This is a genomic window from Nocardioides houyundeii (assembly GCF_002865585.1).
In the GTDB taxonomy this organism is placed as follows: domain Bacteria; phylum Actinomycetota; class Actinomycetes; order Propionibacteriales; family Nocardioidaceae; genus Nocardioides; species Nocardioides houyundeii.
This window is the reverse complement of record NZ_CP025581.1, coordinates 3,596,742-3,612,172: the sequence shown is the minus strand read 5'-3', so window position 1 is coordinate 3,612,172 and position 15,431 is coordinate 3,596,742. Positions and strand designations below refer to the sequence as shown.

The 15,431-nt window shown below is 71.3% G+C and carries 13 protein-coding genes; 9 read left to right on the top strand and 4 right to left on the bottom strand.

Annotated features, from left to right (window positions below; translation table 11 throughout):
* The first annotated feature begins 107 nt into the window (after window positions 1-107).
* The gene (gene upp, locus C0R66_RS17245) at window positions 108-749 is read left to right on the top strand and encodes a uracil phosphoribosyltransferase (RefSeq protein ID WP_101525739.1); all 642 of its coding nucleotides are present in this window, start codon (window positions 108-110) and stop codon (window positions 747-749) included.
* Between the two features lie 45 nt (window positions 750-794).
* Here the strand turns inward: upp and C0R66_RS17240 are convergent, their stop codons facing one another.
* Complete coding sequence (locus C0R66_RS17240) at window positions 795-1,415, bottom strand: helix-turn-helix domain-containing protein (protein WP_101525738.1); 621 nt, start codon at window positions 1,413-1,415, stop codon at window positions 795-797.
* Between the two features lie 75 nt (window positions 1,416-1,490).
* On the opposite strand from C0R66_RS17240, the gene C0R66_RS17235 reads away from it, so the two are divergent.
* The 6 genes from C0R66_RS17235 (at window position 1,491) to pntB (ending at window position 8,947) form a co-directional block, all read left to right on the top strand.
* On the top strand, window positions 1,491-2,765 hold the full coding sequence (locus C0R66_RS17235; protein ID WP_101526342.1) for an MFS transporter: 1,275 nt from the start codon (window positions 1,491-1,493) through the stop codon (window positions 2,763-2,765).
* An 18-nt stretch (window positions 2,766-2,783) separates the two neighbouring features.
* Complete coding sequence (locus C0R66_RS17230) at window positions 2,784-3,260, top strand: TetR/AcrR family transcriptional regulator (protein ID WP_158648100.1); 477 nt, start codon at window positions 2,784-2,786, stop codon at window positions 3,258-3,260.
* On the top strand, window positions 3,260-3,394 hold the full coding sequence (locus C0R66_RS20025) for a hypothetical protein (protein WP_277869136.1): 135 nt from the start codon (window positions 3,260-3,262) through the stop codon (window positions 3,392-3,394). Before C0R66_RS17230 ends, C0R66_RS20025 begins: the two co-directional genes overlap by 1 nt.
* Window positions 3,395-3,456: 62 nt before the next feature.
* Window positions 3,457-5,769 (top strand): MMPL family transporter, encoded by a 2,313-nt coding sequence (locus C0R66_RS17225; protein WP_101525736.1) that lies wholly within the window; start codon window positions 3,457-3,459, stop codon window positions 5,767-5,769.
* Window positions 5,770-5,961: 192 nt separating this feature from the next.
* Window positions 5,962-7,491: a Re/Si-specific NAD(P)(+) transhydrogenase subunit alpha gene (locus C0R66_RS17220; protein WP_101525735.1), complete on the top strand. Its 1,530-nt coding sequence runs from the start codon at window positions 5,962-5,964 to the stop codon at window positions 7,489-7,491.
* A gap of 4 nt (window positions 7,492-7,495) precedes the next feature.
* Complete coding sequence (gene pntB, locus C0R66_RS17215) at window positions 7,496-8,947, top strand: Re/Si-specific NAD(P)(+) transhydrogenase subunit beta (RefSeq protein WP_101525734.1); 1,452 nt, start codon at window positions 7,496-7,498, stop codon at window positions 8,945-8,947.
* A 15-nt stretch (window positions 8,948-8,962) separates the two neighbouring features.
* On the opposite strand, the gene thpR is transcribed toward pntB, so the two are convergent.
* Window positions 8,963-9,565: an RNA 2',3'-cyclic phosphodiesterase gene (gene thpR / locus C0R66_RS17210; protein WP_101525733.1), complete on the bottom strand. Its 603-nt coding sequence runs from the start codon at window positions 9,563-9,565 to the stop codon at window positions 8,963-8,965.
* 56 nt (window positions 9,566-9,621) lie between these two features.
* On the bottom strand, window positions 9,622-10,353 hold the full coding sequence (locus C0R66_RS19740; RefSeq protein WP_241901503.1) for a VIT1/CCC1 transporter family protein: 732 nt from the start codon (window positions 10,351-10,353) through the stop codon (window positions 9,622-9,624).
* Window positions 10,354-10,579: 226 nt separating this feature from the next.
* Between C0R66_RS19740 and C0R66_RS17200 the strand changes: the two genes are divergently transcribed.
* The gene (locus C0R66_RS17200) at window positions 10,580-12,313 is read left to right on the top strand and encodes a sensor histidine kinase (RefSeq protein ID WP_241901502.1); all 1,734 of its coding nucleotides are present in this window, start codon (window positions 10,580-10,582) and stop codon (window positions 12,311-12,313) included.
* 46 nt (window positions 12,314-12,359) lie between these two features.
* Here C0R66_RS17200 and C0R66_RS17195 read toward each other — a convergent pair whose 3' ends face one another.
* Window positions 12,360-13,505 (bottom strand): acyl-CoA dehydrogenase family protein, encoded by a 1,146-nt coding sequence (locus C0R66_RS17195; RefSeq protein WP_101525730.1) that lies wholly within the window; start codon window positions 13,503-13,505, stop codon window positions 12,360-12,362.
* 115 nt (window positions 13,506-13,620) lie between these two features.
* Here C0R66_RS17195 and C0R66_RS17190 point away from each other — a divergent pair, with 115 nt between their 5' ends.
* Complete coding sequence (locus C0R66_RS17190; protein ID WP_101525729.1) at window positions 13,621-15,411, top strand: sensor histidine kinase; 1,791 nt, start codon at window positions 13,621-13,623, stop codon at window positions 15,409-15,411.
* The last annotated feature ends 20 nt before the right edge of the window (window positions 15,412-15,431 follow it).

Below are 15,431 nucleotides of genomic sequence, written 5' to 3'. Positions count from 1 at the left end.
TTCGACGTCGGTGCCAGGAATGTCCAACAGTCGCACGGATGTGGGCGCCGGCCAAGCGCCCGGCGCCAGCACGGGAGCGGAGTCCCGGGTCGACTAGGATCCCGGCTATGCGCACCCAGGTCGTCGACCACCCGCTGGTGGCCCACAAGCTCACCACGCTCCGCGACTCCTCGACCGACTCCCCGACCTTCCGGCGCCTGACCGACGAGCTGGTCACCCTGCTGGCCTACGAGGCCACCCGGGACGTCCGGGTCAACCCGGTGGAGATCAGCACGCCGGTCTCCGTCACCACCGGGGTCAAGCTCACCACCCCCAAGCCGCTGGTGGTGCCGATCCTGCGCGCCGGCCTCGGCATGCTCGACGGGATGATGCGGCTGCTGCCCACCGCCGAGGTGGGCTTCCTCGGGATGGTGCGCAACGAGGAGACGCTGGAGGCCGCGACGTACGCCGAGCGGCTGCCCGACGACCTGTCGGGTCGCCAGTGCTACGTGCTGGACCCGATGCTCGCCACCGGTGGCACGCTGGCCGCCGCGATCCGGTTCCTCACCGACCGGGGTGCCGACCACATCACCGCGATCTGCCTGCTGGTCGCGCCCGAGGGGTGCACCCGGCTGGAGGAGGCGCTGGCCGACCTGACCGTGCCGATCACCGTGGTGACCGCGGCGGTGGACGAGCGGCTGGACGAGCGCGGCTACATCGTGCCGGGCCTCGGCGACGCCGGCGACCGGCTCTACGGCATCGCGGGCTGAGACTCCAGCAATCTCACGGCCTCAGTCACTGCCTCAGTCGCTGCCTCAGTCGCTGGTGAGGCTGTCGGGGTCCCCGTCGGCGTTGTCGGAGTCCCCCTCCGCGCCGTCCTCCGGCGGCGTGCCGGGATGGGGCTGCAGGAGCGACAGCAGCAGGTAGGTCCGCCGCGACGGGTCCCGGCCGCGGGTGCGGCGGGCCCACTCCTGGACCACGTCGTTGAGCTCGGTGGAGAGCTCCCGGGCCTCGTCGTCGGTGAGTCTCAGCGCGTGCTCGGCGATCGCTCGGTGGACGCCCGGCGCCCGGGTGCCGAAGTGCGCGGCGTCCACCAGGACGTGCGCCCACGCCGCGGCCTGCGACCTGAACACCGCGGCGGCTGCCGCCCCTCCGGGCTGCTGCTCCACCGCGGCGATGTCGAGGTTGAGTCCTTCCTCCTCCACCAGGCGCCACACCCGGTCGCGCCGGTCGCGACCCTCCCCGACGGCCTCGGTGACCAGGCCGTACTTGGCCAGCTGGCGCAGGTGGAACGAGGCCTGGTTGGCCGGGATGTCCAGCTCGGCGGACAGGTCGGCCGCCCGCAGCGGGCCCTGCGCCGAGAGCTCGCCCAGGATCCGGTTGCGCAGGGGGTGGGCGATCGCCCGCAGCATCTTCGGATCGTGCACGTTGACCATGGGGGCAGCCTACCTGCACCACAACTTGCGCAACATTGCTTGCGCAACACATGGTGCACATCTAGGGTGAGCGACGTGTCCAGCTATCGCAGCCTCGCCCGCAACCGCGACTTCACCCTGCTCTGGGTGGGGGAGGCGGTCAGCCAGCTCGGCACGGGCGCCACCCTCTTCGTGCTCCCCCTGATCGGCCACGCGCTGACCGGGTCGGCCCTGCTGGCCGCCCTCCCGGTGGCCGCCTACACGCTGGGTATCGCGCTCTCCCTGCTCCCGGCGGGGGTGATCGCCGACCAGGTGGACCGTCGTCTGGTGCTGATGGTCTCGAGCGTCGTCGGCCTGGTCCTGATGGCCTCGATCGCGGTCGCGGGCCTGCTGGGGGCGATGACCGTGACTCACCTGATCCTGGTCGCCCTGGGGGCGGGCGCCGTGGCGGGCTTCTACATGCCCACCGAGATGTCGGCGGTGCGCAGCGTGGTCAGCAGGGAGGAGCTGCCGACGGCGATCAGTCAGAGCCAGGCCCGGCACCACCTCGCCTCGCTGCTGGGCGGACCGCTCGGTGGTCTGCTGTACGCCGTCGCCCGGCCGCTGCCGTTCCTGGTGGACGCGGCGACGTTCGCGTTCTCCCTGGTCACCCTCTCCCGGATCCGGGCCGACCTCTCCCCGGTCGAGCGGCACCGCGGCACGCCGTTGCGGGAGCTCACCGAGGGCTTGGGCCACCTCCTGTCCCGGCCGTACTTCCGGGCGACCGCCGCCTTCTCGGCCTTGTTCAACCTGGTGGTCAACGCGGTCATCTTCGTGGCGGTGATCCGGATGGTGGAGGCCGGCGTGCCCTCGACCACGATCGGGCTGGTCGAGGCGCTCTCCGGCGTCGGCGGCGTCCTGGGCGCGATCGTGGCCCCGTTCGTCATCGACCGGGTCCGCACCGGCCACCTCACGATGGCGAGCGCCTGGATCTGGGTCCCGCTCCTGCTGCCGCTGGTCTTCTGGTCCTCGCCCTGGCTGATCGGCACGATGCTCTGCCTCGGTCTGCTGCTCAACCCGGCGGGCAATGCCGCGAGCCAGTCGTACCGGGTGGCGATCACCCCCGAGGCCCTCCAGGGGCGCATCGCGTCGTCGTCGCAGTTCCTCTCCTTCACCACCATCCCGTTGGCCCCGCTGCTGGGCGGCTGGCTGATCGAGACGTACGGCGGGGGCACCGCGACCCTGGTGCTGGCGGTCGGTGCCGCGCTGACGGCGCTGATCCCGACCCTGAGCCGCTCGGTCCGGTCGGTCCCGCGGCCCAGGGACTGGCCGGTGCTGGGGGCGGAGTGTGACGGAGCAGGCACGGCGAAGGTTCTGCACTCTGCGCAATAGAGTGCAAGAATGCACTTCGTGTCCCAGAGTGCAACCACCCGTGCGGCGAAACGAGTCGCCACCAGCCGGCGCATCATGCGCGCGGCCAACCAGCTGACGCTGTCGGCCGGCTACGACGGGTGGACCATGGACGAGCTCGCCGAGGCCGTCGACGTCTCTCGGCGCACTCTGTTCAACTACTACCCCGCCAAGATCGACGCCGTGCTCGGGCCGATCCCGGACCTGCCCCAGCCTGCGCTGGACGTCTTCCGGGCGCAGGGACCGACCGGCGTGCTGATCGAGGACTGCCGGGTGCTGGCCCGGGCCATGCTCGACAGCGAGCAGTACGACCCCCAGGAGCTGCACCTGCACCGTGAGGTGATCTCGCGCAGCCCTCGGCTCCTGGTCGAGGTGCTCAACCGCTTCGAGCAGGTCACCGCGGCCCTGGTGGAGCACATCCTCGAGCGCGAGGGCCCGAGCTCGGCGTACGCCGGGCCCGGCTGCTGGTCCGCCTGATGGTGGCCATGTTCGACACCTGCCTGCACTCGTTCGCCGACGAGGGCTCGGAGGCCGCACCGAGCGACTCCGAGGAGTCCTTCGCCGACCTCTTCGACGCCGCCATCGACTCGGCACGCGCACTGCTCGCCTGACGGCACTCCCGCACTTACCCAGGGCTACCGCCCAGACCCACCACTGGCACAGGAGAACTCGCATGGCCACCCTGCTCTACCGACTCGGCAAGACGGCATTCCGCCGTTGGCCGTTCTTCCTCGCGGCCTGGCTCGTGGCGTTCGTCGCCGTCGCCGGATTCGCCGCCACCTCGTCCAAGCCGATGAGCGATGCCCTCACCATCCCCGGGATCCCCTCGGAGAAGGCCGCGGACATGCAGGAGGAGCTGTTCCCCGACAGCGTCGACGCGTTCTCCGAGGCCACCGTCAACATCGTGGTCGTCGCCCCCGAGGGTGAGCGACTGGACCAGAAGAAGTACGCCGGCGCCATCGACGAGCTGGTCGCCGGCATCCCGGACCTGCCGCAGGTCTCGGACGACCTGAAGGTCGTCGGCCCGGTCGAGGCCGCCGCCGGCCAGGAGAAGATGTTCGTCGACGCCGCCAAGGAGAGCGGACAGCCCGTCGAGCAGGCCCGGGAGAACGCCGCCGTGCTCTCCCCGCTGTCCGAGGACGGCCGGGTCGGTGTCGTCTCCTTCGACTGGGACGTCGAGGCGCCCACCGAGGTCGAGGCCAGCTCGATCGACGCCCTCGAGGACCTGATGGCAGACGTCGAGGACTCCAGCGGCCTGCGCATGGAGGCCAACGGCTCCGGGATGAGCAGCATCACCGAGCTGGGCGTGACCTCGGAGGCCATCGGCATCGCCGTGGCCCTGGTGGTGCTGCTGGTGACCTTCGGCTCCCTGGTCGCGGCCGGCATGCCGATCCTGATCGCCCTAGTCGCGGTGCTGCTGACCAACGTCGGCGTCATCGCCATGACCGCCTTCACCGACATCGGCAGCACCACGCCGATGCTGGCCACGATGATCGGCCTCGCCGTCGGCATCGACTACACCCTGTTCATCCTGGCTCGCTACCGCAGCGAGCTGCACCACACCGACGACCGCGAGGAGGCGATGGGCGTCTCGGTCGGCACCGCCGGCTCCGCGGTGGTCTTCGCCGGGCTCACCGTCGTCATCGCGCTGGCGGCGCTGATCGTGGTCAAGATCCCGTTCCTCACCTCGATGGGCTTCGCGGCCGCCTCCGGTGTTGCGATCGCGGTCCTCGCCGCGCTCACCCTGCTCCCCGCCGTCCTCGGCGTGCTCAAGTCCAAGGCCTTCGGTGGCCAGGTCATCAAGCACGCCCCCAAGCGCGACGCCGACGGCCGCCTGGCGAACAACGGCGTGCGCTGGGCCCGGCTGATCGGCAAGGCGCCGGCCGCGTTCGCGCTGCTCGTCGTGGTGGTGCTGGGTGCGCTCGCGTTCCCCATCAAGGACATGCACCTGGCCTTCCCGACCGACGGCACCAAGCCCGCCTCCACCACCCAGCGTCAGGCCACCGACCTGGTCGCCGAGAACTTCGGCCCCGGCCGCGACGGCCCGCTGCTGGTCGTCGTGGACGCCCGCGACCTCCCCGAGGACGAGCGCGGCCAGGCCTTCGGTGCCGTGGCCGAGTGGGCGGCGCAGAAGGACGGCGTCAGCAACGCCCAGGTGGTGCTCACCAACGAGGACGGCACCGGCGCCCAGGTCATGGTCACCCCGACGACCGGACCCGACGACGAGGCCACCGAGGACCTGCTCGCCGACCTGCGTGAGTCCCAGGACCAGATCGACGAGCAGACCGGCGCCACCACCGGCGTCACCGGCCTGACCGCGATCACCTCCGACGTCTCCGAACGGCTCAGCGACGCCCTGCCGGTCTACCTCGCAGTGGTCATCGGACTCGCGTTCGTGCTGCTCGTCCTGGTCTTCCGCTCGATCCTGGTGCCGCTGACGGCCACCCTGGGCTTCCTGCTCTCGGTGCTGGCCACCCTCGGCGCCACGGTGCTGGTGTTCCAGAAGGGCCTCTTCGGCATCATCGAGGGACAGCCCATCGTCTCCTTCATGCCGATCATCCTGATCGGCATGGTGTTCGGCCTCGCCATGGACTACCAGGTGTTCCTGGTGACCCGGATGCGTGAGGCGCACGTGCACGGCATGTCGACCCGCGAGGCGGTGGTGGACGGCTTCCGCAACAGCGCCCGGGTGGTCACCGCGGCCGCGGCCATCATGATCGCCGTCTTCGCGGCGTTCATCCTGCAGACCGAGCCGATCATCAAGTCGATGGGCTTCGCGCTCGCCGCGGCGATCATCTTCGACGCCTTCATCGTCCGGCTGGTGCTGATCCCGGCACTGCTGTTCCTGCTGGGCGAGAAGGCCTGGTGGATCCCGAAGTGGCTCGACCGGGTGCTGCCCAACGTCGACGTCGAGGGCGAGAAGCTGGACCGGCCGCACATGCGCAACGACGCCGACCAGCAGGTCCTCGTGGACGACACCGTCTGAGGCAACCGCACTCGGCACCAAGCACTCCGCACGAACAACGAGGCCCCGGTCCCCGGCACCACAGGTGCCGGACGGCTGGGGCCTCGTCGTGCCTGACCAGGCTCGGCGCGCCCGCCTCGGCGCATGAGACCACGTCGGCGTGGGGCGTTGGGCCGATGTACGGTCACGGCACACACCTTGGAGGAGGTAGTCGTGCGCATCGGGATCCCCCGCGAGGCCCGGCCCGGCGAGACTCTCGTCGCGGCCACAGCGAAGACGGCCGAGCAGCTGACCAAGCTCGGGTACGACGTGGTCGTGGAGTCGGGTGCCGGTCAGGCCGCCGACCTGCGCGACGAGTCCTACGCCGAGGCCGGGATCCGGGTCGGCGACGCCGACGAGGTCTGGTCCAGTGACGTCGTGGTCAAGGTCAACGCCCCCACGGACGCCGAGATCGCCCGGCTGCGCCGCGGCGCCACCGTGGTCTCGCTGATGGCCCCGGCCCGCAGCCCCGAGCTGGTGGACAAGCTCGCCGCGGCCGGAGTGACCGCGCTGGCGATGGACGCCGTGCCCCGCATCTCGCGCGCCCAGTCGATGGACGTGCTCTCCTCGATGGCCAACGTGGCCGGCTACCGCGCGGTGATCGAGGCCGCCCACGTCTTCGGCCGCCAGTTCACCGGCCAGGTGACCGCCGCCGGCAAGGTGCCGCCGGCCCGGGTCTTCGTGGTGGGTGCCGGCGTCGCCGGGCTCGCCGCGATCGGTGCCGCCGGCTCGATGGGCGCGATCGTGCGTGCCTTCGACGTGCGCCCCGAGGTCGCCGAGCAGGTCGAGTCGATGGGTGGACAGTTCGTCACGGTCGACATGGAGTCCGAGGTGTCCTCCGACGGCTACGCGAAGGAGATGACGGCCGAGCAGGAGGCCGCCACCGCCCTGATGTACGACGAGGAGGCGCGCAACGCCGACATCGTCATCACCACCGCGCTGATCCCCGGTCGCCCCGCGCCCAAGCTGATCACCGCCGAGACCGTGGCCGCGATGCAGCCCGGCTCGGTCATCGTCGACATGGCCGCGGCCAACGGCGGCAACTGCGCGCTCACCCAGACCGGGGACAAGGTGGTGACCGACAACCTGGTCACCATCCTGGGCTACACCGACCTGGCGGGGCGCCTGGCGGCGCAGACCAGCCAGCTGTTCGGCACCAACGTGGTCAACCTGTTCAAGCTGCTGACGCCCGAGAAGGACGGTCAGATGGTGCTGGACATGGACGACGTGGTCCAGCGCGGCATCACCGTCGTGTTCGACGGCGAGACCATGTGGCCGCCGCCGCCGGTCCAGGTCTCCGCGGCCCCCGCCGCGCCCGCCGCCGCGGCGGCGGAGCCGGTCGAGCCCAAGAAGCCGGCCGACCCGCGTCGCAAGGTCTTCGGCGCCGCCCTCGCCGCGGTGCTGTTCGCCGCGCTCGCCACGGTGTCGCCACCGGAGTTCCTGAGCCACTTCACGGTGTTCGCGCTCGCGGTGGTGGTGGGCTACTACGTCATCTCCAACGTCGCGCACGCCCTGCACACCCCGCTGATGAGCGAGACCAACGCGATCTCCGGGATCATCCTGGTCGGCGGCATCCTGCAGGTCGGCTCCACCAACGCCCTGGTGTCGGTGCTGGCCGTGCTCGCGGTCCTGGTGGCCAGCATCAACATCTTCGGTGGCTTCCTGGTGACGCTCCGCATGCTCGAGATGTTCCGGAAGGACTGAGGACATGACTGACTTCCTGCGCTCGAGCGAGCTCGTGGGCCTGGTCCAGGGCCTCTACATCATCGCCGGGGTGCTGTTCATCGCCGCGCTCGCCGGGCTGAGCAAGCACGAGACCGCCAAGCGCGGCAACCTCGCGGGCATGGTGGGCATGGGCATCGCCCTGGTCGCCACCGTGCTGCTGGCGATGCGCCAGACCGAGCTCCCCGACTTCCGGTCGCTGCCCGTGACCCTGGTGCTGATCGTGGTGCCGATGGTGATCGGTGGCGCCATCGGCGCCTGGCGGGCGCGCACGGTCGAGATGACCGGCATGCCCGAGCTGATCGCGCTGCTGCACAGCTTCGTCGGCCTCGCCGCGGTGCTGGTGGGCTTCAACTCGTTCTTCACCGAGGGGTCGCACGACCGGGTGCACGCCGTCGAGGTGTTCGTCGGGGTCTTCATCGGCGCGGTGACCCTGACCGGGTCGATCGTGGCCAACCTCAAGCTCAGCGCGAAGATGAAGTCCTCGCCGCTGACGCTGCCGGGCCGGCACCTGCTCAACGCCGGCATCCTGGCGCTCTCGGCCGCGCTGCTGGTGTGGTTCATGTCCGACTCCTCGATGCTCACCGACGACATCGAGGTCGGCGTCATCCCGCTGGTCCTGATGACCCTGCTGGCGCTGCTGCTGGGCTTCCACCTGGTCGCGGCGATCGGCGGCGGCGACATGCCGGTGGTCGTCTCGATGCTGAACTCCTACTCCGGCTGGGCCGCCGCGGCCGCGGGCTTCATGCTCTCCAACGACCTGCTGATCATCACCGGCTCCCTGGTCGGCTCCTCCGGTGCGATCCTGAGCTACATCATGTGCAAGGCGATGAACCGCTCGTTCATCTCCGTGATCGCCGGCGGCTTCGGCTCCGACGGCGGATCGGTCGGCGAGGACCGGGACTACGGCGAGCACCGCGAGATCAAGCCCGACGAGACCGCCGACCTGCTCGCCAACGCCAAGTCGGTGGTGATCACCCCCGGCTACGGCATGGCCGTGGCGCAGGCGCAGTACCCGGTCGCCGAGCTCACCGCGGCACTGCGGGACAAGGGCGTCGACGTGCGCTTCGGCATCCACCCGGTCGCCGGTCGGCTGCCCGGCCACATGAACGTGCTGCTCGCCGAGGCCCGGGTGCCCTACGACATCGTGCTGGAGATGGACGAGGTCAACGACGACTTCGCCGAGACCGACGTGGTCCTGGTGATCGGGGCCAACGACACCGTGAACCCCGCCGCCATCGAGGAGCCGGGGTCGCCCATCGCGGGGATGCCCGTGCTCGAGGTCTGGCACGCCCGCGACGTCATCGTCTTCAAGCGCTCCATGGCCACCGGCTACGCCGGGGTGCAGAACCCGCTGTTCTTCAAGGAGAACACCCGGATGCTCTTCGGCGACGCCAAGGAGCGCGTCGAGGACATCCTGCGGTCCCTGCCCCGCTGATCGCTCCCGAGCCGCTCACCCGGATCCGTCCGGGTGGGCGGCTCCTGCGTCGGACGGCCCCAGGGGCAGCTCGGCGAGCACCTGGTAGCGAGGCCGCTTGCGCGGGCCCTCCCCGAGGTGGGACTGCACCAGGGAGATCGAGTCGGCCGTCCAGGGCGGGCCTGCGTACGCGTCCAGCAGTCGCACCCAGGGAGTCATCTCGGTGGGACGACGTACCCGGGCCACGGTCAGGTGCGGCCGGAACCGCTGACCCGCCACGGCGACGCCGGTGCGGCTCGCCGCGGCCCGGCAGCCGTCGGCGAGCCGCCCCGCCTCGGTCCGGGCGTCGTCGTCGAGCTCCAGCCCGGCCCACAGCACCCGGGCGTCGCTGACGTTCGGAAAGGCGCCGCCGCCGGCGATCCGGGTGGCGAAGGGGGTGCGCCGCGCGGCCGCGCGCTCCAGGCGCTCGAGCAGCTCGTCGAGGTGGCGATCGGCCACCTCCTCGCAGAAGGCCAGCGTGAGGTGGATCTGGTCCTCGGGGGTCCACCGGAAGTCACCTGAGGCACGTCGTACGTCCAGGAACGCGTCGAGGTCCTCCAGGGCGTCGGCCGGGGGTACGACGGCCACGAAGCAGCGCATGGCACCAGTGTGCCGTGCGTCGGCGACGGGGCGCCGACCTGCAGTCAGACCTGGAGTCAGACCTGGGGGCCGACCACGTTGCCGACCAGGTGGGTGACCACCATCGCCAGCAGACCCCCGGTCACGGTGCGCAGCACCGCACGGCCGGCCGGGCTGCCGCCCAGCCGGGCGCTGATGAACCCGGTGACGGCCAGGGCGGTGGCGACCGCCAGCCCGGTGATCGCGACCCGGGTCCCGGTCGGGGAGAAGGCGATGACCAGCAGCGGCAGGAGGGCGCCCAGGACGAAGGCGATCATCGAGGCCCACGCCGCGTGCCAGGGGTTGGTGAGCGCATCGGGGTCGAGCCCCAGCTCCACGTCGGCGTGCGCGGCCAGGGCGTCGTGCTGGGTCAGCTCCTCGGCCACCTGTCGGGCCAGCGGCTCACTGATCCCCTTCTCCCGCAGCAGCCCGGTCAGCTCGGCCAGCTCCGAGACCGGGTCGTCGATCAGCTCCTGCTTCTCCCGGAGCAGCGAGGACCGCTCGGAGTCGCGCTGGGTGCTGACCGAGACGTACTCGCCGGCCGCCATGCTGAGCGCGCCCGCGATGACGCCCGCGATCCCGGCGACCACGATGGCCGAGGTGTCGTCGGTCGCGCCGGCCACGCCGGCCACCAGGCCGGCGGTGGAGACGATGCCGTCGTTGGCGCCCAGCACGCCGGCCCGCAGCCAGTTGAGCCGGGCGGCCGAGCCCCGGTCGTGGGGCTCGTGGTCGTGCCGGCCGATCGCGTCGCCCTCGGGGTTGGTCCTCACCCGTCCATCCTCCGGAGGCGGTGGAGTTCTGGCAATGGTCCGGCGACCCGGGACTTCCCGCGCGATGTTGCGCGAAAGTCCAGCGCCGCCTGGCACCAGGTGTTTCCATGAGTGCCGGTCAAGACGTCGGCCGGTGGGGGACGAGGCCGTGCGCCGTGGGCCGGAAAGCGTGTGTGTGATGAGGCTTGGGGGACTCTCGGCGCTGTCGCGCCCTCTTGTCCTGCGGTTGAACCTGCTCGTCCTCGTCGCGGTCCTCGCCGGTGCGGGCACCGTGAGTGGCTGGCAGCCCCTCGGCCCGGGCGGGGGCGGGTCCCTCGGCGCCCTGACGGCCGGCCTGACCGCGGTGTTCAGCCTCGACGCGGCCCGGCGCAACCAGGGACGGATGCGAGCGGCGTGGACCCTCATCGCCGTCTACCTGATGATGTACGGCGTGGCCGACGGCCTGACCAGTGCTCCCGGAGCCGCCGAGGGGTCGACCGCGCTCCAGGTGGCGAACACGATCTCCCTCCTCGCGTTCGTCCCCGGGACGATCGGGCTGCTGGTCTACCCGGTGCTGCACACCGAGCGCGGGATGTGGCGCTCCATGGTGCTGGACGCGATGGTGCTCGGGCTGGCGGTCGTCTACGTCACCCACGCCCTGGTGCTGCGCCCGGTCTTCGCCTCGGCGATCAGCCTCAACGAGGCGATCATGCTCGCTGCCTACCCGCTGGGCTCCGGGCTGGCCTCGTCCATCGCCCTGCTGCTGCTGCTGCGCAGCGCCGGCCCGAGCCGACCAGACATCGTGCTGATCGGCCTGGCGTTCGCGGTCTTCGCCGCCGCCGACAACGGCTACGCCCTGATGACGGTGAGCGGGGGCGCGAAGGACTGGACCCTCGTCGATCTCGCCTACACCCTGGCGCCGTTGGCGATCGCCGTCGCGGCCGCGTTCGCCGCGACCTCGCCCACCCCCCGGCGTCAGCTGCGCCGGCACCTGTCCGGCGTCGTCTCCCCGCTGCTGCCGGACCTGGCCGCGCTCGGGGCGCTGGTCGCGGGCACCGTGCTGGCGCCCCGCGACACCGCGTCCACGATCTTCGGAGTGATCACGATCGTCGCTATCGGCATCCGGCAGGTCGCCCAGACTCGGGACGGCTGGCGGCTGCGCGGGCAGCTGGAGGACCGGGTCGCGGAGCGCACCTGGGAGCTGGAGGAGCTGACCCTGGCCTACCGAAGGCTCGACGCGATGAAGCACGAGTTCGTGACCGCGGTCAGCCACGAGCTGCGCACCCCGCTGGCCGCCATCCGCGGCTCCCTGGAGATGCTGCACGACGGCGACGCCGGCGAGCTGCCCCCGAGCGCCCGCCCGATGCTCGCCGTGGCCAGTCGCGGCAGCGAGCGGCTCTCCCGCCTGGTCGACGACATCATCGACCTCGAGCGCCTGGAGAGCGGCACCTTCAGCTTCGCGCCCGCCTCCCACCGGCTGGCGGACCTGGTCGCGGACGCGGCCGACTCGCTGGCCTCGCTGGCCGTGCGCCAGCAGGTCGAGCTGCGCTGCCGGGCCACGCAGGAGCGGGCCTGGTGCGACGCCGACCGGGTGGTGCAGGTGCTGGTCAACCTGCTCAGCAACGCCCTGAAGTTCTCCCCGCCCGGCACCGCCGTCGAGGTCACCGTGGCCCGGGAGGACGACACGGTGCTGGTCGAGGTGCGGGACCGGGGCCGCGGCATCCCGGCCACCGAGCTGGAGGCGATCTTCGATCGGTTCCACCAGGTCGACATGGACGACAGCCGGCAGCTGGGCGGCACCGGCTTGGGCCTCCCCATCAGCCGCCGCATCGTGGAGCGGCACGGTGGACGCATCTGGGCCGAGAGCGACGGCTCCGGGGCCACCTTCCGGTTCTCCCTGCCCGCGTCCACCGAGCCCTCACCGGGAGAGAGCGACCACCCGACGGGGCGCAGCGTCTCGCTGTCGTCCACCGCCGGGTAGCCGGGCGACCCGGCGCGCCACGGGTCGCAGCGACCCCGAGTGGGAGTCAGAGACCCAGGTCGCGCCCGATCAGCATCTTCATGATCTCGTTGGAGCCGGCCCAGATCTTGGAGACCCGGGCGTCGCGCCAGGCACGGGCCACGCGGTACTCGTTCATGTACCCGTAGCCGCCGTGCAGCTGCACGCAGTGGTCGAGCACCTCGTTCTGCACCTGCGAGGTCCACCACTTCGCCTTGGCCGCGTCGACCGGGGTCAGCTGGCCCTTGGTGTGCTTGATGACGCACTGGTCGACGAACGCCTGGGTGACCTCGACCTGGGTGACCAGCTCGGCCAGCAGGAACTGGTTGTGCTGGAAGCTGCCGATCGGCTGGCCGAAGGCCTTGCGGTCCTTCGCGTACTGGATGGTCTCAGCGAGGATCTGTGCCGCGTGGGCCAGGTTGGTCACGGCCGAGCCGAGGCGCTCCTGGGGGAGGAACTGCATCATCGAGATGAAGCCGGTGTCCAGGGGCCCGATCAGGTCGGCGTTGCTGACCCGGACGTCCTCGAAGGAGAGCTCGGCGGTGTCGGACTCGTCCTGGCCGACCTTGTCCAGCACCCGGCCCACCGAGAAGCCCGGCAGCGAGGTGTCGACGCCGAAGAGCGAGATGCCCTTGGCCTTCTTCTCGGGGCTGGTGCGCGCCGCGACCACCACGAGGTTCGCGCTGCCGCCGTTGGTGATGAAGGTCTTGGAGCCGTTGATGATCCAGTCGTCGCCGTCGCGGACGGCCGTGGTCTTGAGGTTGGCCAGGTCCGAGCCGCCGCCGGGCTCGGTCATGCCGATGGCGGTGAGCAGCTCGCCGCTGCAGAAGCGCGGCAGCCACCGCTCCTTCTGCTCCTCGTTGGTCAGGTGCACCAGGTACGGCGCCACGATGTCGGCGTGGATCCCGACGCAGGAGGGCAGGGTCATGTTGACCTTGGCCAGCTCCTCGGTGAGCACCGCGTTGAACCGGTAGTCGCCGGCCTCGGAGCCTCCGTACTGCTCGGGGACCTCGAGGCCGAGGAAGCCCTGCTTGCCCGCCTCCAGCCAGAACTCACGGTCCAGCCCGTGGTTGCCGGCGTACTCCTCCATGCGGGGCACGACCTGGCGGTCGAGGAACTCCTTCACGGATGCCCGGAATGCTTCGTGGTCCTCGTCATAGATCTCGCGCGTCATGTACCGAAGAGTAATACCCGGTCCAGAGCGCTTGGCAAAGATCTCGGCGACGGCTTCCCAGGGCGCGCGGGGCCGTGGTGTCATCGCTTGACGCACGGGGAAGAGAGCAGGGGTCATGGGGACGGTCGAGGCGCAGGACGGTGCGTTCCTGCCTCCGCGCGCGACCTCGTGGGGAGACCCCTCGGACCGCGACGCCCTGCAGCAGATCGCCGAGGACGTCGCCACGCGCGCCGGCTTCGCGGTCTGCGCCATCGAGGTGCTCCGCAGCGACGCGATGCTGGAGTTCGTGGCCATCCACGGCACCAGGCCCGGCCGCGAGCGCCTGCTCGGACGCGGGTCGCCGGTGGGGGCGATGACCCCGGTCTTCAACTGCGGGGCGGACTTCGGGGCCTTCACCTTCGTGGCCGCGGAGTGGCTGACGCAGGAGGCGCTGGCCCGGATCCGCAGGCACGGGTACGTGCCCCGGCTCCAGGCCGCCGCCGACGACCGGGACGCCTGGCGTGCCGAGGACGTCCTCGCGGCCCGGCTGCGAGACGGTGACGGAGAGCTGCGTGCGGTGCTCTACCTCGATGAGCCGTTCTCGGGAATGCGGTTGCGGCCCGAGGGACTGCTGGCGCTCTCGGACGAGCTCCAGCTCGCGTTCCGCGCCGTGGTCACCACGGTGGAGCGCGAGTCCTTCTCCCAGCGGTTCAGGCTCGGCGGTGCCGCGCGCAAGGTGATCCGCTCGGCCAGCAACCACGACGGGCTCGAGCAGCTGCTCGAGGTGGCCCAGGGCGAGCTGAAGAGCGCGTTCCGGGCCGTGGACCTGCACATCCACGTCTTCGGTCCCGCCGAGCGGGAGGAGCGCGGCCACGCCGCGGGCCACGGCAGCGAGGATCTGGACGCGGCGATCGCGGCCGCCGCCCGCCTCGCCTGGACCGAGGGCCATGTGGTCATCGCCGAGCGCGAGGAGGTGTGGGGCGGCGAGCGGCTCGAGGTGCGCCACGCGGCGGTGCTCGCCGGAGCCGCCCAGGAGCAGGGGGTGCGCAGCATCATCGTCGTGCCGGTCACCGGCTCGGGCCGGCTGCTGGGCGCCCTGGTGATCGTCCGGGGCGACGATGAGGTGCGCTGGACCGACAGCGAGAGCGCGGCCGCCCTCGAGGTGGGCCACGACCTGGGCCAGGCGGTGCTCGACGCGCGCGCCTTCGAGAAGGAACAGCAGCTCAACGTCGAGCTGCGCCGTCTCGACAGCTACCGGACCGAGCTGATCGAGACAGTGCTGCACGAGCTGAAGAACCCCATCGGGGTGATCGTGGGCCACCTGGAGATGCTGGAGGCCTGGCCCTCGGCGCCGCCGGAGGTCCGGGCCTCGCTGGCGGCCATGGGCAAGGGTGCCGCACGCCTGGAGACCCTGGCCGACCACCTGCTCACGCTCAGTCGCCTGGGCGGGCCGGACCAGGGGCCGGACCGGGTTCCGGTCGACCTGGCCGCCCTGGTCCGGGAGAGCGCCGAGCTCACCTCGGTGGTCAGCGCGCAGGCGGACGTGGCGCTGGAGCTCGCCGGGGTCGCCGACAAGGTCACCGTGCTCGGCGACCCCGACGACCTGAGGCGCGTGGTGGACAACCTGGTGGGCAACGCGGTGAAGTACTCCGACGCCAGGTCCACGGTCCGGGTGGGAGCGGAGCGCCTCGACGAGGAGGTGCTGTTCTGGGTCTCCGACGAGGGCCTGGGGATCTCCGAGGAGGACCAGGAACGGCTGTTCACCGAGTTCTTCCGCTCCACCAACACCCGCGCCCTGACCCGGCCCGGCACCGGGCTCGGGCTGGCGATCGTGCGGCGCATCGTCGTGGGCCACGGCGGCCGCATCGAGGTGGAGTCCGCCCTCGGGGAGGGCACCACGTTCCGGGTCTGGCTGCCGGCCGGCTGATCGCCGGTGCCGGTGCCGGT

What these genes read in the sequence shown, in the direction of transcription:
- upp (WP_101525739.1), top strand. Translation starts at nt 108, where the DNA reads ATGCGCACCCAGGTCGTCGACCACCCGCTGGTGGCCCACAAGCTCACC.
- C0R66_RS17240 (WP_101525738.1), bottom strand. Translation starts at nt 1,415, where the DNA reads ATGGTCAACGTGCACGATCCGAAGATGCTGCGGGCGATCGCCCACCCC.
- C0R66_RS20025 (WP_277869136.1), top strand. Translation starts at nt 3,260, where the DNA reads ATGGTGGCCATGTTCGACACCTGCCTGCACTCGTTCGCCGACGAGGGC.
- C0R66_RS17225 (WP_101525736.1), top strand. Translation starts at nt 3,457, where the DNA reads ATGGCCACCCTGCTCTACCGACTCGGCAAGACGGCATTCCGCCGTTGG.
- pntB (WP_101525734.1), top strand. Translation starts at nt 7,496, where the DNA reads ATGACTGACTTCCTGCGCTCGAGCGAGCTCGTGGGCCTGGTCCAGGGC.
- thpR (WP_101525733.1), bottom strand. Translation starts at nt 9,565, where the DNA reads ATGCGCTGCTTCGTGGCCGTCGTACCCCCGGCCGACGCCCTGGAGGAC.
- C0R66_RS17195 (WP_101525730.1), bottom strand. Translation starts at nt 13,505, where the DNA reads ATGACGCGCGAGATCTATGACGAGGACCACGAAGCATTCCGGGCATCC.
- C0R66_RS17190 (WP_101525729.1), top strand. Translation starts at nt 13,621, where the DNA reads ATGGGGACGGTCGAGGCGCAGGACGGTGCGTTCCTGCCTCCGCGCGCG.